This is a genomic window from Flavobacterium sp. (genome assembly GCF_043779715.1).
Taxonomy (GTDB): Bacteria; Bacteroidota; Bacteroidia; order Flavobacteriales; family Flavobacteriaceae; genus Flavobacterium.
The window spans coordinates 1-17919 of sequence record NZ_JAYWDT010000060.1 but is presented as its reverse complement, the minus strand read 5'-3'; the positions used below and the strand labels follow the sequence as shown (position 1 = coordinate 17919).

Annotated in this window: 17 protein-coding genes; 2 read left to right on the top strand and 15 right to left on the bottom strand. The window is 33.9% G+C overall.

What is annotated here, in order from left to right:
- Positions 1–149 precede the first annotated feature (149 nt).
- The 7 genes from ACH2BG_RS02910 to dprA all read right to left on the bottom strand — a co-directional run bounded on the left by ACH2BG_RS02910 (position 150) and on the right by dprA (position 8515).
- Positions 150–806, bottom strand: a complete 657-nt coding sequence (locus tag ACH2BG_RS02910; RefSeq protein ID WP_395046235.1) for a 3-oxoacid CoA-transferase subunit B — start codon at positions 804–806, stop codon at positions 150–152.
- A 2-nt stretch (positions 807–808) separates the two neighbouring features.
- Positions 809–1507 carry a CoA transferase subunit A gene (locus ACH2BG_RS02905; RefSeq protein ID WP_395046234.1) on the bottom strand — a complete coding sequence of 233 codons (699 nt, stop codon included), beginning with the start codon at positions 1505–1507 and terminating at the stop codon, positions 809–811.
- A gap of 182 nt (positions 1508–1689) precedes the next feature.
- Positions 1690–4017, bottom strand: a complete 2328-nt coding sequence (locus ACH2BG_RS02900; protein ID WP_395046233.1) for a penicillin-binding protein 1A — start codon at positions 4015–4017, stop codon at positions 1690–1692.
- 4 nt (positions 4018–4021) lie between these two features.
- Complete coding sequence (locus ACH2BG_RS02895; RefSeq protein WP_395046232.1) at positions 4022–4522, bottom strand: gliding motility lipoprotein GldH; 501 nt, start codon at positions 4520–4522, stop codon at positions 4022–4024.
- Positions 4497–5798 (bottom strand): stage 0 sporulation family protein, encoded by a 1302-nt coding sequence (locus ACH2BG_RS02890; RefSeq protein ID WP_395046231.1) that lies wholly within the window; start codon positions 5796–5798, stop codon positions 4497–4499. Before ACH2BG_RS02890 ends, ACH2BG_RS02895 begins: the two co-directional genes overlap by 26 nt.
- A 187-nt stretch (positions 5799–5985) precedes the next feature.
- Positions 5986–7344 (bottom strand): rhodanese-related sulfurtransferase, encoded by a 1359-nt coding sequence (locus ACH2BG_RS02885; RefSeq protein ID WP_395046230.1) that lies wholly within the window; start codon positions 7342–7344, stop codon positions 5986–5988.
- Positions 7345–7414: 70 nt separating this feature from the next.
- On the bottom strand, positions 7415–8515 hold the full coding sequence (gene dprA / locus ACH2BG_RS02880) for a DNA-processing protein DprA (RefSeq protein ID WP_395046229.1): 1101 nt from the start codon (positions 8513–8515) through the stop codon (positions 7415–7417).
- Between the two features lie 104 nt (positions 8516–8619).
- Between dprA and ACH2BG_RS02875 the strand changes: the two genes are divergently transcribed.
- Entirely contained in the window at positions 8620–9552 is a 933-nt protein-coding gene (locus ACH2BG_RS02875; RefSeq protein ID WP_395046228.1) for an SPOR domain-containing protein, read from the top strand.
- 128 nt (positions 9553–9680) lie between these two features.
- Complete coding sequence (locus ACH2BG_RS02870; protein ID WP_395046227.1) at positions 9681–10190, top strand: acyl-CoA thioesterase; 510 nt, start codon at positions 9681–9683, stop codon at positions 10188–10190.
- A gap of 85 nt (positions 10191–10275) precedes the next feature.
- Here ACH2BG_RS02870 and ACH2BG_RS02865 read toward each other — a convergent pair whose 3' ends face one another.
- The 8 genes from ACH2BG_RS02865 to ACH2BG_RS02830 form a co-directional block, all read right to left on the bottom strand.
- Positions 10276–11490 (bottom strand): murein hydrolase activator EnvC family protein, encoded by a 1215-nt coding sequence (locus ACH2BG_RS02865; RefSeq protein ID WP_395046226.1) that lies wholly within the window; start codon positions 11488–11490, stop codon positions 10276–10278.
- Between the two features lie 20 nt (positions 11491–11510).
- Positions 11511–12284: a DUF4292 domain-containing protein gene (locus ACH2BG_RS02860; RefSeq protein WP_395046225.1), complete on the bottom strand. Its 774-nt coding sequence runs from the start codon at positions 12282–12284 to the stop codon at positions 11511–11513.
- Entirely contained in the window at positions 12284–13627 is a 1344-nt protein-coding gene (locus ACH2BG_RS02855; RefSeq protein WP_395046224.1) for a tetratricopeptide repeat protein, read from the bottom strand. The genes ACH2BG_RS02860 and ACH2BG_RS02855 overlap by 1 nt, the downstream gene beginning before the upstream one ends.
- A 4-nt stretch (positions 13628–13631) precedes the next feature.
- Positions 13632–14642 carry a sugar phosphate nucleotidyltransferase gene (locus tag ACH2BG_RS02850; protein WP_395046223.1) on the bottom strand — a complete coding sequence of 337 codons (1011 nt, stop codon included), beginning with the start codon at positions 14640–14642 and terminating at the stop codon, positions 13632–13634.
- 86 nt (positions 14643–14728) lie between these two features.
- Positions 14729–15163, bottom strand: a complete 435-nt coding sequence (dut, locus tag ACH2BG_RS02845) for a dUTP diphosphatase (RefSeq protein WP_395046222.1) — start codon at positions 15161–15163, stop codon at positions 14729–14731.
- 156 nt (positions 15164–15319) lie between these two features.
- A complete protein-coding gene (locus ACH2BG_RS02840) occupies positions 15320–16804 on the bottom strand; it encodes an oligosaccharide flippase family protein (protein WP_395046221.1) in 1485 nt (494 codons plus the stop codon).
- A gap of 72 nt (positions 16805–16876) precedes the next feature.
- Positions 16877–17359, bottom strand: a complete 483-nt coding sequence (locus ACH2BG_RS02835; RefSeq protein WP_395046220.1) for a hypothetical protein — start codon at positions 17357–17359, stop codon at positions 16877–16879.
- A 60-nt stretch (positions 17360–17419) separates the two neighbouring features.
- Entirely contained in the window at positions 17420–17824 is a 405-nt protein-coding gene (locus tag ACH2BG_RS02830; protein ID WP_395046265.1) for a GNAT family N-acetyltransferase, read from the bottom strand.
- Between the last annotated feature and the right edge of the window lie 95 nt (positions 17825–17919).

The following is a 17919-nucleotide window of genomic DNA, read 5'->3' as shown; positions in this document are numbered from 1 at the left end:
TTTTGATTTTTCATCAATAAAATCGACAAAATGCAAATAAAAACGACAAAATGCAAAAGTTTGTAAGTGGCTTAAAATAAGTTGTTTGAAAAAAAATAGCAACGCTTTTTGACGTCACTATTTGTGAAAATTAACAAGTAAATGTTTATTTATATAGCCATTTCTGGGATTTCTCCTTCTATAATTAATTCCGCTTCGGTGGCTTTTATAATAACATCTACCGAAACTCCTGGTGCACGTTCTAGTAATTTAAATCCTTTTGAGGTGATTTCTAAAACGGCCAATTCTGTCACTACTTTTTTCACACAACCAACACCTGTAAGTGGTAAGGTACATTTTTTAAGAATTTTAGATTCTCCAGCTTTGTTTACATGCATCATTGCCACGATGATGTTTTCGGCAGAAGCTACTAAATCCATCGCACCACCCATTCCTTTTACCATTTTTCCGGGTATTTTCCAATTGGCAATATCACCATTTTCAGAAACTTCCATTGCTCCTAAAATAGTTAAATCTACTTTTTGCGCACGAATCATTCCGAAACTAAAAGCAGAATCGAAAAAACTTGCTCCTGGCAATGTGGTGATGGTTTGTTTTCCTGCATTGATAATATCGGCATCTTCTTCTCCTTCAAAAGGGAATGGTCCCATTCCTAGAACTCCGTTTTCAGATTGAAACTCGACCGAAATATCTTCACGAACATAATTAGCTACTAATGTTGGAATTCCTATTCCTAAGTTAACAAAATAATTATTTTGTACTTCTTGGGCAATTCTTTTTGCAATTTGATTTTTATCTAAAGCCATAATTATCTTGTTCTAACAGTGCGTTGCTCTATTCTTTTTTCGAATTTTTCTCCTTTAAAAATACGATTTACCATAATTCCTGGAATGTGAATTTGGTTTGGATCTAATGTTCCTGCTTCAACTAATTCTTCGACTTCGGCAATGGTTATTTTTGCTGCACCAGCCATACAGGAATTAAAATTTCTAGCTGTTCCTTTGAAGATTAAATTGCCAGCTGTGTCGCCTTTCCAAGCTTTTACGATAGAGAAATCAGCTTTATAAGCCAGTTCCATAATGTGCATTTTGCCGTTAAATTCTCTTGATTCTTTTCCTTCAGCAACTTCGGTTCCGTAACCTGCTGGTGTAAAAAATGCTGGAATTCCTGCTTGTGCAGATCGGCATTTTTCGGCAAGCGTTCCTTGTGGCGTGAGTTCTACATCTAGTTCTCCTGATAACATTTGACGTTCAAATTCAGCATTTTCTCCCACGTAAGAAGAAATCATTTTTTTGATTTGGTGTTTTTCTAAAAGTAAACCCAATCCGAAACCATCGACTCCTGCATTATTGGAGATACAGGTCAATTCTTTTACGTCTTTTTTTACTAATTCGGCAATAGAGTTTTCTGGGATTCCGCAAAGTCCGAAACCTCCCAACATGATGGTTTGTCCATCTTGTATGTCTTGTAATGCTTCTTGTACGTTGTTTACTTTTTTGTTTATCATTTTGACTTACATTTTGACTTACATTTTGTTTTTTAAACCATCTATGAAATATAAGTTTGGTTTAATTGTAATTTGTTTGTTCCTTTTTGTTTTTTTGCCCTAGCCCTAATAGAAGCGGCATCCTTTTCTTGCCTCCTTTAGGCAAGAAAAGATATAGCGTATAGCAGGAAATAGCTCCCAAATTAAATACCAAACTCGTCTGTGTTTTGTTCTTCTTCCGGTTTTACTGCTGTTGAATCCCTAACTGTAGTATCGCGTATTATCCTTCTTTCGGCAGCACAATCGACATTTATTGTTAAGTCTTTTGGGCGTTCGAATTTTTCTTTGGATACGTGTAAATTAGGGTCGGCATAACATTTTTTCATGAATAATGCCCAAATTGGCAATGCCATAGTAGCTCCTTGTCCGTTTGCAATGGTTCGAAAATGTGCCGAACGGTCTTCGTTTCCTACCCAAACGCCCGTTACAAGATTGGGAACCATTCCCATAAACCAACCGTCAGACTGGTTTTGTGTGGTTCCTGTTTTTCCTGCAATTGGATTTGTAAATCCGTACGGATAACCTGTTACTCGCTTGTAAGCATAACCGCCAGACCCTGTTCCTCTTAATCTAGCTCCAGAACCAGATTCGGTAACACCTTCTAATAATTTGATTACGGCATAGGCTATGTCTTTACTTAGTACGTCTTTAGATTCCAATTTTGGCTCGTAAATCACGTTTCCGTTTTTGTCTTCTATTTTCGAAATTACTTGTGGTTTCATGTATATTCCTTGGTTGGCAAATGTGCTATATGCTGCAACCATATCTTTGACAGTGATATCTACAGCTCCAAGTGCGATAGATGGTTGCGACGGAATTTCAGAATTTACTCCTAACTTTCTTACTAAGGAAATTACTGCATCTGGTCCTGTTTTATCTATTAGTTTTGCTGAAACGGTATTGATAGAGTTGGCTAACGCTTTTTTGAGTGTTACCATGCCTCGGTATTTTCCGTCAGAGTTTCTCGGTTCCCAATCTTCAGTCACATTATGTTTTCCTTTATATATTTTAAATGGTCCATCGATTATGGTATCACATGGTGACATTCCTAATTGTTCGATCGCGGTTGCATATACAAATGGTTTGAATGTTGATCCTACTTGGCGTGCTCCTAAACCTACGTGATCGTACTGAAAATATCTGTAATCGATACCGCCAACCCAAACTTTTACTTGTCCTGTTTGTGGTTCCATAGACATCATACCTGGTTGCAGAAAATGCTTGTAGTATCGGATTGAATCTGTAGGAGTCATTTCGACATCTTTGTCGCCGTCCCAAGTAAAGACCGTCATTTTTGTTTTGATGCTAAACGATTTTATAATTTCATCTTCATCTTTTCCTTCTTCCGACATGATTCGCCAACGTTCTGTGTTTTTCATAGAACGCAACATCAGTTTATCTATTTCGGGTTGCGTAATTCTAATAAACGGTGCTGTTTTGTTTTGTTTGGCTTCTAAGAAAAACTCTTCTTGCAGGTTTTTTAAGTGTTCTTTTACCGCTTCCTCGGCATATAATTGCATCCTAGAATCGATGGTAGTATATATTTTTAGACCATCGGAATAAATATTATAATCTGATCCATCTTCTTTTTTATTTTCTTTTGCCCAATTTTTCATGTATTCGCGAAGGTATTCTCGGAAATAAGTTGCTGAACCTTCGTTATATTTTTCTGGTGAAAAAGTAAGTAGAATAGGTTTTTTTTGAAAATTTTCTTTGGCCGAAGTTGATAAACAACCGTTTTTTTCCATTTGTTTTAAAACCACATTTCTGCGTTCTCTAACTTTTTCTTCTCTTCGTAATGGATTAAATAATGATGGATTTTTTAGCATTCCTACTAACATTGCAGCCTCATCGACTGTTAGTTGTTTGGGTTCTTTTGCAAAATATACTTTTGATGCTGAACGAATTCCTACTGCGGTGTTAATAAAATCGGCTTTATTAAGATACATCGCAATAATTTCGTCCTTAGTATATTGACGTTCTAAACGAATAGCAATAATCCATTCTTTTACTTTTTGAATAATTCTAAAAGGTAAAAATTTAGATCCTTCTCCGTGAAAAAGTAATTTTGCTAATTGTTGTGTTAATGTACTGGCTCCGCCTCGTCTTCCTAAGCTTAAAGTGGCGCTTAAGGTTCTTCTTCCGTCGATTCCTGAGTGTTCTCTAAAACGTTCGTCTTCGGTAGATATTAATGCATCGACCAAATGTTTGGGTAGATCTTTATATTTTATAGGTGTTCTGTTTTCGTTGTAAAACTTACCTAGCGTTACACCATCGGCAGAAATAATTTCGGTAGCGAGATTAGATTCTGGATTTTCTAGCTCAGAAAATGATGGCATTGAACCAAAAAATCCCCAAGAAGCAAATAGAAAAAACAATAATATTCCGCCAAAAGCGATGAAGAAATATTTCCAAAACTTTTTCACATATTGTGAATAATCTGGTTTTCGAGTATTCAGTTTTTGTGCCATTTTTTTATTGTTTTTCTAACGATTCTATTCTAAAACCTATTTCTGTAATTCCGTCTAATTTTTCGACTCCTTGTACTTTTCCTGTTTGTCGCACGGCTTGTTGTATCGAGAGTTTGTATTTCCCTTTTTTAGAAAACATCATTTTTTCTTTATACCACAATTTGCTTTCTTTTATATCCGAAAACCCTTCACCAAGCAATGTTCCGTCAGGATTTGCCATTTGATATTCTAAAGTATCCACTTTTGTTAAACCATCTGGATGTTCTAGTTTTACAATCAAAAACAAATTACTAAACTCATAATCATCGTTATCACGAATGTTGATGAATAGATTGTAAGGTTTTTTTGAAACCTCTTGATCGAAAGTAAAATTGATGATGCTATTTTTTTTCCAACCATCATCAAAAGTGTGATACTCATCGAAAACTTGAGATTTATCGCAAGAAACTAATCCAAAAGCGACAAAAAATAATAAAAAACTATTTGTTAGAATCTTTCTTTTCATTTCTAATTTTTGGTCCGTTTGTGTTTGGCTTATTTTGGTTCGGATTACTCTGGTTTGGATTATTCTGATTTGAATTTGGAGTAATTTTTTGAATCACCTTTGGTGCTGCGTTTGGACTTTTTTCTTTTCCTGCAACTTCTGGACGGCGATTTTTATTCGATTTCTTGTTATTATTACTCTTTTTAGGTTGGTCAAAACGAGTTAAACTATCTTGTCCCATCGCATTTTGAAAAGTTTTTTCAACTGCTGGTTTTTCAATTTCGACAGCAAAATCTTCTAATGCAGATGCTTTAATTTTTTCTTTATTTTGCGCCATGATTTCTTTAACCTGTGCTACTTTAAGAATATGCCATTGTGCAAAATTTCCTATGTAGGCAAACCACATTAAGCCCTTAAAAATATCAATTTTTTGGCAAATTGCATCACCTTTTTCGGTAGAAAGTTTGGTTTCCATATCTGGAATATCTTTCAGAGCGTCCATATAAGTATCTAACTCATAGTTTAAACAACATTTTAGTTTCCCGCATTGTCCTGCTAATTTTTGAGGATTCAAGGACAATTGTTGGTAACGTGCTGCCGATGTATTTACACTTCTAAAATCCGTTAACCAAGTAGAACAACACAACTCACGACCACAAGACCCAATTCCTCCCAAACGAGCGGCTTCTTGACGAAAACCAACTTGTTTCATTTCGACTCTTGTACTAAAAGCAGAAGCAAAATCACGTATTAATTGCCTAAAATCGACTCTGTCTTCAGCCGTATAGTAAAATGTAGCTTTAGATCCGTCTCCTTGAAATTCGATATCGGAAATTTTCATTTGAAGCTTTAGAGCTATTGCCATTTCACGAGCACGAACCTTCATAGGTTCTTCCCTGTCACGAGCCGTACTCCAAATATCGATATCTTTTTGAGATGCTTTTCGGTATATTTTAGCAACTTCACCTTCGTGATTTACTGCTTTTTTCTTCATTTGTACTTTAACTAATTCTCCTGTTAAAGTTACAATTCCTACATCATGTCCTGGAGAAGCTTCAGTAGCCACAATATCGCCAATACTTAGCGTTAGTTTTTCTGAGTTACGGTAAAATTCTTTTCTTCCGTTTTTAAAACGAACTTCCACACAATCAAAAGGTGCTTGTCCTCCTGGTAAAGTCATGTTAGAGAGCCAATCGAAAACAGTTAGTTTGTTGCAGCTATCGGTGCCGCAAGTCCCATTATTTTTACACCCCTTTGGTGCACCACCATCGGAAGTTGAACAACTTGTACATGCCATAATTGAATATATATTGATTGCTCCGTTATGAGAGCTACTTTTAATAAAACGTTTAATGGGTAAAGATAGTATTTTTTTAGTTTAAGTTACAATGGTTAAAAGCGAGAAATGGTTAAAGTTTTCTAAAACAAAAACCTATTAAAACTAAATGTTTAATAGGTTTTTTTGATACTTTTTTGAAAGATTTTTATTCCAATATTTTGTATAATTTATCCGATAATCTTACTCTAAATGGAATTGAAAATGTTATTTTATCTCCTGATTTAGCTTCAGAATCTTCGTTTCCGTTCACAAACATTTTTTCTAGAACCAATTGTTTTTCGCCAGTTGTTGGCCCAGAAATTAAAATTTTATCACCTGTTTTCAGTTCTTGGTTTTCTATCAAAAATGAACCAATTTCAGATTTTGCATAATAATGTTCGGCTTTACCAATGAGTGCTTTTTTGATTTTTATTTTCTGACGAATGTCCTTCGGTTCTATTGCTTTTGCCAAAGCAACATCAGTTAGTTCCCCCGAATGTTTAAACAATAATTTATCTGATTTTCCTTTTCTGAAAATCATATTCCCGTTTTTTACGCCACGACGCAATTTTACTTGATCTACCAATGACATGTGAATGATTTCCTGACATTCAGCAGAACAACAATTTTCCATCACCGATTTGCATTCATCACATTGAATGAACAACAAATGGCAACCTTCATTTTCGCAATTCGTATGATTATCGCAAGGTTTTCCGCATTGATGGCATTGCGAAACGATGTCGTCTGTAATTCTTTCACCCAAACGATGGTCAAAAACAAAGTTCTTACCTATGAATTTACTTTCGAGATTTTCTTCCTTTATTTGTTTGGCATAATTGATAATTCCTCCTTCTAATTGGAATACATTTTTAAAACCTTGGTGTTTGAAATAAGCCGAAGCTTTCTCGCATCGAATTCCGCCAGTGCAGTACATCACTAGGTTTTTATCTTGTTTGTGGTCTTTTAATTGTTCGTTGATGATTGGCAAACTTTCTCTAAAAGTCTCCACGTCCGGTGTAATTGCTCCTTTGAAATGACCAATTTCACTTTCGTAGTGATTTCTAAAATCGACCACAATTGTATTTGGATCTTCTAATATCTGATTGAATTCATTGGCTTTTAAATGCACTCCGATATTCGTTACATCGAAAGTTTCATCATTCAAACCATCTGCTACAATTTTGTCACGAACTTTTACAGTCAGTTTTAAAAACGAATGATCATCTTGGTCGACAGCCACGTTTAGACGAATATCTTTCATGAAATCATAGAATTCTAATGTTTCACGAAATGCTTCAAAATTTTCGGCAGGAACACTCATTTGGGCGTTGATTCCTTCTTTGGCAACATACGTTCGGCCAAGAGCATCGAGAGCATTCCAAGCTAAAAATAAATCGTCGCGAAATTGTTGTGGATTTTCAATTTTGGCATACGCATAGAAAGACAAAGTAAGTCGTTGTTTGCCTGCTTGATCTATCAGCTCGGCTCTTTCTTCTGCGCTTAAGGTGTTATACAGTTGCATGCTATAAACGTTTAAGTGAGAAATATAATAAACCCTAAATGGAAGGATTTGGGTGCAAATTTATAACTTTTTATATTATTTCAAACAATTTTCCGGGTAAAGGTCGCATCACACCTTTTAGTTCCATATTTAATAATAACGATGATAATTTAAAAATTGGAAAATTACATTCAATTGCGATGGTATCCATCAGTTCCTTGCCATTTTTTTGAAGGAAATCGTAAATTAATTGCTCTTCGGGTTCGAGCGAAACAAATAATTGTTTTTGGATAGTTTTTTCTTTCTTTTCTAGTTCCCAATTTAAGATATAAACCAAATCGGCCGCACTTGTTAGCAAATGGGCACGTTGGGTTTTTATGAGATTGTTGCAACCTTGGCTGTATTTGTCTGAGATTCTTCCTGGAACAGCAAAAACATCGCGATTGTAATCATTTGCCATGTTTGCTGTGATTAGTGAACCGCCAGAATCGGCGCTTTCTATAACAATTGTTGCTTCCGAAATTCCTGCTACAATACGATTTCTTCTAACAAAATTTTCTCTTTCAGGGCTAGAATTACTCCAAAACTCAGTCATAAAGCCGCCGTTTTCTTGAACTTTAGACATGTATTTTTTATGCGTTTTTGGGTAAATTTGATTCAATCCATGAGCAAGAACACCAATGGTTTGCAAGTTGTTTTCTAGAGCAGCTTGATGCGCTACAATATCTACTCCATAAGCAAAACCGCTTACAATAATTGGGTCGAGTGGAGCTAAATCGGCGATGAGTTTTTTGCAAAAATCGATTCCATATGAGGTAATTTGACGTGTGCCAACAATACTAATGATTCGTTTTTGTTTCAAATCAATATTTCCAGCCGTAAATAACAAAACTGGACCATCTACACAATGTTTTAGTCTTTCTGGATAATTTTCGTCTTTAAAATAAGAAATATTAATATCATTATTTTGAATGTATTTGAGTTCTTCTTCGGCTTGACCGAAAATAGTTTTGTTTTTTAAATTGTTTAGCAAAACCCTACCGATACCATCAATAGTTGCGAGTTGCGAAGTTTTGGTAGTAAAAACAGCTTCCGCAGAACCACAATGATTCAGTAATTTTTTTGCCATAATATCACCAACGCCTTCTACTTTTTGTAGTGCAAGTAAATAATGTAATTCGGTTTCTGTCATAAATATTTAAAGAAGATTGTAAAAGTATCAAATAAATGTAAAATTGTTAATAACATTTGTTGATAAAATTATTATTTTCGCTTGTAGTTTATAATTTTGCTTTAATGAATATAGCCAATCACATATCTCAATTATTATATCGTTTTCAGTGTGTTACTGTTCCTGGTTTTGGTGCTTTTTTGACCGAAACTATTTCTGCAAACATACATGAAAGCAATCAAACTTTTTATCCGCCAAAGAAAGTAATTTCTTTTAATCCTCATCTGAAAAATAATGACGGATTATTAGCCAATCACATTTCGGTAACGGAAAAAATGAGCTACGAACAAGCAACTGTTGTTATTGAAAACGCTATCTTTTTGTGGAAAAGTGAATTAGAAAGTACGCGTCATTTATCACTTAAAAATATTGGTGAATTAAGATTAAACCTAGAAAATAATTTGGTTTTTGAACCTTCAAATCACTTGAATTATTTGACTGCTTCTTTCGGGTTAAGTTCTTTTGTTTCGCCATCAATAAAAAGAGAATTGTCGATTTCTAAGACGGAAGAAATTGAAGAAAAAGAAGTTGTGTATCAAATTCCAACTGAAAACAGAAGATATTTAAATCCATATTTGAAATATGCCGCTGTTTTTATATTGTCATTAGGCGCAACTGGTTTTGGTTATAAATCATATCTAAATCAGACAGAACAATCAGAAACACTGATGGTGCAAGCTGATGTTCAGAAAGAAGTAGATGCTAAAATTCAGGAAGCTACTTTTTTTATAGGCAATCCAATTAGTGAAATTGAAACAGAAAAGACATTGCCTTTTCATATTATGGCAGGTGCTTTTAGAAATGAAAAAAATGCCAATAGAGAATTAGAAGATTTAATTTCGAAAGGGTTTAATGCTAGGATTTTTGAACGAAATGCAAACGGATTAATTCCTGTAGTTTATGGGAGTTTTGCTACTTATACCGAAGCGCAATACAAAATGACTCAAATACAAGATTCGATAAATCCTGCTGCTTGGCTCCTTATCGAGGAATTATAAAACAAATACCAATGTAAATATTTAGCCCTAAATTCTTGAATTGCTTCGCCAGTTCGCAAAAGCTCGGGTTGTGGCTAATTTTTTTCTGTAATTTATAGTTTTCCGTTTATCTTTGCAGAAAAAATCTCATGCAAGCAAAATTTCCTTCAGAATCATTGACAATTCTTACCGATTTAGTTCTTCCAAGCGAAACCAACCCATTAAACAATCTTTTTGGTGGTGAATTACTAGCTAGAATGGATCGTGCAGCAAGTATTTCTGCCAGAAGACATTCTCGCAGAATTACGGTAACAGCATCGGTAAATCATGTGGCATTTAACAAATCTATTCCTCTGGGAAGCGTGGTTACTGTTGAGGCAAAAGTGTCTAGAAGTTTTAGAACTTCGATGGAGATTTTTATTGATGTTTGGGTTGAAGATCGCGAATCTGGAAACAGAAGCAAAGCAAATGAAGCAATATATACTTTTGTAGCGGTCGATGAAACTGGACATCCTGTTGAAGTTCCTGCAATAGACCCTCAAACTGATGAAGAAAAAGCTAGATTTGAAGCCGCTTTGCGCAGGAAACAACTCAGTTTAGTTCTTGCTGGAAAAATGAAACCGAGTGATGCAACGGAGTTAAAAGCATTGTTTTTGTAGATAATATCTGCAAATTTTAAACAGAAATACCTCCAATTATCACAAATGTTTTGTGATAATTGGAGGTATTTCTTTTTTTATAATCTTACATATTCATAATCCAACTTTGTGGATTTAATTTTGTAATATTTTGATAAATAAGGAATTTTAAAATAGCCTTATTAGTAAATGTATTAAAAAACACTTCGCCTAAAACTTGTTTAGTCGAAACTTTATCTCCTTTACGAACAAACACTTTTCCGATATTAGAATAGGTTGTAATATAATCCCCATGACGCAATACAATTGTTGCTGTACCATTTGCGGCTTGTTGCACGTCACTAACTTCTCCTGCAAATACAGAACGTGCTTTTGCACCTCTTTCTGAAGAAATTTCTATTCCGCTACTTTCAATCATGATAGATGGTTCTAGCGGATGTGGTTGTCTTCCAAATTTCTTAGTTAACAATCCTTTTTCTACTGGCCATGGTAAGCGACCGCGATTGGTTTTGAAATCGTTTGCTAATTCTTTTGCTTCAGGCGTTAATACAAATGTTGTTGTGTTTGTTGTGTTACCTGCTTTTTTATTTGCTGCGGCAATAGATTCTCTAATTAATCTCTCTATTTGTCTTTCTATTGCTTTAGATTCTTTTTGCTTTTTTCTAATATCGGCAATGATTTTTCCTTTGTCTTTCTTTATAGAAAACAATAATCTTTGTTGCTCTTGTTTATCTTTTTCTAGAACTTGTTTTTCCTTTTCGCTTTCGGCAATTAGCTTTACTTTTTCTTGTTTTTGCCCCAAAAGTTTGTTGTTGAAACGTTCTAATTCTATGGTTTTTATTTTTATTTCTTCTCCTTGCAATTTTCTAAAACTAGAATACTGTTTCATATATTGTGCTCGTTTGTAGGCTTGCAAAAAGTTTTCGGACGAAAGTAAAAACATCGCTTTACTTTGCTCAGAACGACTTTTGTATGATTTTACAATCATTTTAGAATAGTCCTCTTTTAGGATTTTTAAATCTTTATTTAGTTTGTTTACATTTACCTGATTAATGTACATGCTATTTCCCAAAACTTTTGCTTGTTTGGCTGTTGTATTAATCAGTTTTTGTTGCAAATTAATTTTAGCGGTTTGTTGTATCACCACTTTTACTACCGATTTTTCTTTAGTTTTCTGACTTTGCAATAATTTTTCTTGCGCTCTAATTTCTTGTTGCAAACGTTCTTTTTGCTCTTCGAGTTTGCGTTGTCTTTCCTCTTCTTGCCCCCATGAGAGCGAAGTTGAAAGTATTAACAGAAAACAAATGATATATTTTAACATCCTAAAATTTTATCTAATTATTATAATTTGATTTGCTCGTAACCACCTGGAACACTATACGGAAATGTTAAATCTTCGTTGAAAGTAGCGTTTTTATATTCGATAGTAATATTAGTGGTTTTATTGTCTTGATTTGCAAAAATAAGAAGTTCTCCTGGTAAAACACATTCAGGATACGAATTATAATTAGAATAATTGACCATCATTTTTCTTACTGGTGTTTTTTGAGTGATTTCTTGACGTTTTAGCCAAAAAGAATTTCCATCGAAAAGGTAACTTTTATTAAAATTTTCTCTTGTTATTTCTTCTAATTTTGGAGATCCTTCTTCCATAGAAAGAGAATAATTTCCTTTAGATAAATCATCGATAGTTTGACCTAACAGCATGTTTTGAGCTTTCTGAAAATTTAAATCGGTTCCCAACAAATTGCTTAATGTTTTGTAATCTCCTTCAAAATATTTACCGCCAATTTTTTCGTAATAACGAACTTGAGTTGGCGTAATTATGGCTTTTGCCATTGTTATTCCCAACATTTTTATACTAACCAGAATAATTTCGTCTTTTTTTATTCTAATATCTGCCGAAAGGCTTAGAGATTGTTTATCATCTGCATAATCGATATTTGCTTTGATGTAAGCTGTTTTAAAATCGCGTTTTATCGCATAATGATTTTTTATAATATTAGAAACCGTTGCCGTTTCTCCTGTAACCACAGGTTGTGATGCAATTGTTTTTTGCTTCGATTTACAAGACAATAAAGCCAAAACCAATAAAAAAGGGAGAATTCTGCGCATTATTTTTGTGTTGTTTTTAGGTTGTTGGCTTTCGCCAAATATTGGTCACTTTTTTGTGTATTTCCAAGTCCTTTTGAAGCTTCCGCTAGTTGGTTTAGGAAATCGATTTCTAAAGCTACATTATCTATAACATAATCTATACCAGATTCTAGAAAATCACTTGCTTTTTTATAATTTTTTAATTGATTGGAAGCTCTTCCAGCAAAAAAATAATATTCTGGTTGGTTGGGAAAAGTATCTATTAGTTCCGAAGCTTTGGTTGCTAAAACTTCAAATTTACTGGTTTCTTCGTAAGAAGCTAACAGAAATATATTTGTTTCCAAATCGGTATTCGATGCTTTTTCTAGGTTTTTTATAGCCAAATCCCAATTCTTCTTCTTGTAATAGAACTTCCCAATTTCTTTGTAAACATTAAATTCGGAATCGTTTTCAAAATAGACTGTTGCTTTGTTTAGTTCGTTTTCGAAAGTTGGATTTTTTAATGCAAAAATGAGAAATTCATTATACACTCGGTACTTGACTTTTTTATCTATTTTAGGGCTATTTAAAACCATTTCTAAAGATTTTACAGCGCTGTTTCCATCGTTATTATTAATGTAGTATTTGTATAAAAAAACTTGCGCCCAAGTCGAATTTGGAATGTTTTTTTCTAATTTTCTAGCCACTTGCAAGGCTTTTTCTTCCTGATTGTTATCAGAATACATATAAATTAGCGAAAGGTAATTTTCCTCGTTGTTAGGCGATTGTTCAATAGCTTTTTCTAAAGTGTTTTTGTCCGACGAGTTGGTTCTAGTTTGTGATGTGATTTGCAGTTTGTATCTATCTCGAAGTTCCGTATTGCCTACATTTTCGTCCAATTCATTTATTAACACCAAAGCTTTGTCAAACTGTTGTGTGTACATATAAAGCGACACCAAATCTTCTTTATATTTCTTGTCTAACGGAATTATTTTTTGTGCAATAACTAGCGCTTGATTGTAATTTTTGGTTTCATAATACACTTCATACAAATCGATCAAATACCATTTGTTTTTTGTGTCGAGTTGTGCTGCTTTTGTAAAAGCTTGTTCGGCATTTTGATAGTCTTTCTGGAAAAAATAATTCTTACCTAGTTCGTGATAAATAACCGGGTTTTCTGGTTGAATTTTTAAACATTTTTCGAGAGAAACAACAGCTTTGTCATAATTTTCGATTCCTTTTTGAATGAGCGATTCGTAATAAGATTCTTTAAAATCATCTTTTTCTAACGCTACATCTTCCGGTTGGGTTTGTGCCAATACGTTTGCAGAAATGATAAACATTCCGATAATAAAGTATTTTATATTTGACACTTTTTTATTCATTTTTTTATTCTAAAACCGAATAATCACCAATACTTATACTTGTAAAATTACCATCGAAACTAGCATGATTTCCTATCATGGCATTGTCTAATTTAGCATTTTTTATGTGTGCGTGAGTTTGTACCAAACTGTTTTTTATAGTACTATTCACGACATGCGTTCCTCTTCCTAAAGATACATTTGGCCCTACAGTTGCATTTATCAAAACAACATCTTCGCCTATGTAACATGGCGGAATGATTGTCGAATTTTCTGATTTTACATCATAATCTACTAAATGTATTCCGTCGTTGTGTAGGAAACCTAGCAAGCGAGAATTGGTTTCGACTGTTACGTTTTTGTTCCCACAATCCATCCATTCATCAACTTTACCAGGCACAAATTTCATGCCTTTTTGTTTCATATTCTCTAAACCGTCTGTTAGTTGGTATTCGCCACCTTTTACAACGTTATTGTCCAATAAATATTGCAATTCCGAACGCAATGCTTCACCAGATTTAAAATAATAAATTCCGATGATAGCCAAATCTGAAACAAATTCTGTTGGTTTTTCGACAAAATCGACAATCTGATTGTTCTCATTGAGTTGTACTACACCAAAAGCACTTGGATCTTCCACTTGTTTTACCCAAATTACAGAATCGGCAGAAGTATCTAACGTGAAATCGGCTCTAAAAAGTGTATCGGCATAAGCCACAACGATTGGTCCAGTCATAGAATCTTTGGCACACATAATAGCGTGAGCGGTTCCTAAAGCTTCGTTTTGGTAATATATGGTTCCTTTTGATCCTAATTTTTCGGCAATGGCTATAAGATCTTTTTCTACTTGTTTGCCAAAATCTTTGTGAATGATAAAAGCTATTTCATCAATTTTTTGATTGATAACGCCTGCAATATCTTCGACCAAACGGTGCACGATTGGTTTTCCAGCAATAGGAATTAATGGTTTGGGGATGGTTAGCGTGTGTGGGCGAAGACGTGAACCACGACCAGCCATTGGTACTATTATTTTCATTTTTATATTGAAAGATTTAAGGATTGAAAGATTTAAAAATTAATAATCATAATCTTTAAATTTTTTAATCTTTGAATTATTAAATTTTATTTTACTCCTGTACTCCCAAAACCGCCTTCGCCACGTGAAGTTTCAGATAAATCTTGTACTTCTATCCATTGGGCGCGTTCGTGTTTGGCAATGATGAGTTGTGCGATTCGTTCTCCGTTTTCGATTACAAATACTTCATTGGATAAATTTACTAAAATTACTCCAATTTCTCCACGATAATCGGCATCGACTGTTCCTGGTGAATTGAGTACTGTTATTCCTTTTTTGAAAGCCAATCCGCTACGTGGTCGCACTTGCGCTTCGAAACCTATTGGCAACTCTATAAAAAGGCCTGTTTTTACAAGTGTTCTTTCGAGTGGTTGCAAGGTTATAGGTTCTTGAATATTAGCACGTAAATCCATTCCTGCCGAAGCTATGGTTTCGTAGTTGGGTAATTCGTGTTGGGATTTGTTGATTATTTTTATTTGCATCTTTTGGATTTTGGCACGCGGATAACACGGATTGAACCGATTTTCGCGGATTATTTAGTGTTTGTTTTTACGTTTTTTTAGCCCTGATGGAAGCAGCATCCTTTTTCCCCGCTTTTTTGCGGGAGAAAAGATATAGCGGACAGCAGGAAATAGCTCCTAATTTTTCTTTAAAATTTTTAAAAGTACTTGTTTTTCGTTTCGGTAAATATAATAACCAAATAGGATTAGTGCAAATATTCCGAAGATATAACTGTCTCTGAAAAGTGGTATGTAAAAGGATAATCCCGAAAGTAGGATTGAAATTCCTAAATAAGAGCCTATTTTATTGATTTCGTAGGGAATTGGATATTTTTTTTGACCAAGATAATAGGATATAAACATCATGCTTCCGTAGGCGGTTATCGTGGCAATGGCTGAGCCATAATAACTGAATTTTTCGATTAATAAATAATTTAGAAGCAACGTGATTACTGCTCCTATGATTGAAATATAGGCGCCAATTTTTGTTTTGTCGATGATTTTGTACCAAACGGATAAATTAGTATAAATTCCTAGGAAAAAGTTAGCTAAAATAATAAGTGGGACAACTTTCATTGCTTCCCAATAACTTGGATTTGGCACCAAAAGTATTTTGAGAATATCGACAAAAACGATGACGAACAACAAGATGAATGATCCTGTTATGACAAAATATTTGGTTACTGTTGCATAGGTTTGTGGTGCATTTTCGTTTCCTGCATGACTGAAAAAAAATGGTTCTATACCTAAAGTAAAGGCGGTTCTAAATAAAACCATGAACATTCCTATTTTGTAGCATGCGGAATAGGCGCCAATATCTGACTTAGAAACGTGAAACCAATCAAGTAGAATTTTGTCGAAATGCTCGTTGATAGCAAACCCGATGCCTGCGATTAGAATGGGGAATCCGTATTGCATCATTTTTTTCCAGAGTGGGAAATCGAATTTCCATTTTATTTTGAAATAATTGGGGGAAAGGACTATAAATGTAAGCAAACTTGACAGTAAACTTGACACAAATATATAGCCTACCTGAAAGTTTTCGAAATATATAGTGCTTAAAAAATCTGTCGGATTTGATACTGCAATTTTGGGTAATAATAGTAAAAAAAATAAATTGAGTAAAAAATTTGTTGTTACATTTCCTATTTTGATTATGGCATAAACCATTGGTTTTTTTTCGGCACGAAGTCTAGAAAATGGGATGATTACTAGTGCATCGAGTACTAATATCCAGATTGTATAGGTGATGTATTGCACGTTGATGTCAGACCAATGTGAAAGCGATTTCCTGAACAACAAACCTAAAACAAGAAACGCAATTGTACTCCAGAATATAGAAATTGTGGTTGTAGAAATTACTTTTTTCTTATTTTGCTTCGCCAGTTCGCTATTGCTTGTGTCCTCTTGATTATAAAATCTAAAAAAAGCGGTTTCCATCCCATAAGAAAGTACTACGTTGAAAAAAACCAAGTAGGCAAATACAATGGAAACATCCGCAAATTCTTGTTTTGGTAAAACTTTTGTATACAGCGGATTGAGTAAAAAACTAATCATTCTAGGCAATACTGTTGCCAATCCGTAGATTAATGTTTGTTTGAAAAGTGATTTGTATAGACTCAATGTTGGGATATTTTACCGCAAATTCGCAAATTTTCTGTTATTTAGAATTTGTTTTTTCAGTAACAAAAATAACTAATTTATTGGTTTTGCCGATGGATACATGAGCATTTCTTTTTCTTCTATTTTAGAAATTTTGTAATATCTTTTCATGTTTTTATAAGTATATTCTAAAATGGCTTCTTTTTCTGAAATTGGAAACGGTGTTTTTATTCTTTTTTCTTTCTCCGATGGGTTTGCATCGTCAGTAATCTCATCGTTCACTCTTCGATTTATATCTCTAACCAAATTTGCAAAGTAAACATTGTCGGTTGATTCTGTGACTTTTACTTTTTTATTTCTAAAATACAAATGATTTAAAACAAAGTGTTTAGATGGTTTTTCTGTAAATTCGATAGAAACATTTGTTCCGCCACCGCCGCCTCTTACACCAGCTACCCAGTTTTGGTAATATACTTTCTGGATTTTTGTGTCAAAATATTTAGACATTACCACTTGTGAAAAACAAGTTGTAATCCCGCTAAAAAAAAACAATAGTATGATTACACTTTTTTTCATTTTAGTACAATTTGAAGATATTTATATAAAGGTATAACAAAAAAGGTGCCGAAAGTTATTTTATGTTAAACCTTCTTCATCTAGAATTTTTACAAAGTGAAACCCTTTTGGACCATAACCTTGATTATAAAAGAAACGATGTGCTGTAAAGTTGTGTGTATAAGCATCGAGAACAATGTTTGTACAACCTAAATCTAAAGCTTTTTGGTTTACATAATCGGTGAGAATTTTTCCTATTCCTTTCGATCGATAGTCTGGGTGCACAATAAAATTATCGATTTCTAAATATTTCCCCGACCAAAGTTTTATACCAAACCAACAACCTGTTATTCCAATACATTCTTCATTATCAAAAACGGTAATTTGAGTATAATTGCGCGTAATCATTTCCTGAAGATAGGATTCGTATTTCTGGATAGTGAGTTTTGGATACAGAAATTTCATAGTCTCAAATTGAGAAAGCATTTCCTGAATTGTTGTGAGTTCTTTTGTTTGCAACTTTAGTTTTTTAAGTTTCTATAAAATTAATAAAAAAAGCCAACAATTTTTGTTGGCTTTTT

What these genes read in the sequence shown, in the direction of transcription:
- ACH2BG_RS02910 (WP_395046235.1), bottom strand. Translation starts at nt 806, where the DNA reads ATGGCTTTAGATAAAAATCAAATTGCAAAAAGAATTGCCCAAGAAGTA.
- ACH2BG_RS02905 (WP_395046234.1), bottom strand. Translation starts at nt 1,507, where the DNA reads ATGATAAACAAAAAAGTAAACAACGTACAAGAAGCATTACAAGACATA.
- ACH2BG_RS02900 (WP_395046233.1), bottom strand. Translation starts at nt 4,017, where the DNA reads ATGGCACAAAAACTGAATACTCGAAAACCAGATTATTCACAATATGTG.
- ACH2BG_RS02895 (WP_395046232.1), bottom strand. Translation starts at nt 4,522, where the DNA reads ATGAAAAGAAAGATTCTAACAAATAGTTTTTTATTATTTTTTGTCGCT.
- ACH2BG_RS02890 (WP_395046231.1), bottom strand. Translation starts at nt 5,798, where the DNA reads ATGGCATGTACAAGTTGTTCAACTTCCGATGGTGGTGCACCAAAGGGG.
- ACH2BG_RS02885 (WP_395046230.1), bottom strand. Translation starts at nt 7,344, where the DNA reads ATGCAACTGTATAACACCTTAAGCGCAGAAGAAAGAGCCGAGCTGATA.
- dprA (WP_395046229.1), bottom strand. Translation starts at nt 8,515, where the DNA reads ATGACAGAAACCGAATTACATTATTTACTTGCACTACAAAAAGTAGAA.
- ACH2BG_RS02875 (WP_395046228.1), top strand. Translation starts at nt 8,620, where the DNA reads ATGAATATAGCCAATCACATATCTCAATTATTATATCGTTTTCAGTGT.
- ACH2BG_RS02870 (WP_395046227.1), top strand. Translation starts at nt 9,681, where the DNA reads ATGCAAGCAAAATTTCCTTCAGAATCATTGACAATTCTTACCGATTTA.
- ACH2BG_RS02865 (WP_395046226.1), bottom strand. Translation starts at nt 11,490, where the DNA reads ATGTTAAAATATATCATTTGTTTTCTGTTAATACTTTCAACTTCGCTC.
- ACH2BG_RS02860 (WP_395046225.1), bottom strand. Translation starts at nt 12,284, where the DNA reads ATGCGCAGAATTCTCCCTTTTTTATTGGTTTTGGCTTTATTGTCTTGT.
- ACH2BG_RS02855 (WP_395046224.1), bottom strand. Translation starts at nt 13,627, where the DNA reads ATGAATAAAAAAGTGTCAAATATAAAATACTTTATTATCGGAATGTTT.
- ACH2BG_RS02850 (WP_395046223.1), bottom strand. Translation starts at nt 14,642, where the DNA reads ATGAAAATAATAGTACCAATGGCTGGTCGTGGTTCACGTCTTCGCCCA.
- dut (WP_395046222.1), bottom strand. Translation starts at nt 15,163, where the DNA reads ATGCAAATAAAAATAATCAACAAATCCCAACACGAATTACCCAACTAC.
- ACH2BG_RS02835 (WP_395046220.1), bottom strand. Translation starts at nt 17,359, where the DNA reads ATGAAAAAAAGTGTAATCATACTATTGTTTTTTTTTAGCGGGATTACA.
- ACH2BG_RS02830 (WP_395046265.1), bottom strand. Translation starts at nt 17,824, where the DNA reads ATGCTTTCTCAATTTGAGACTATGAAATTTCTGTATCCAAAACTCACT.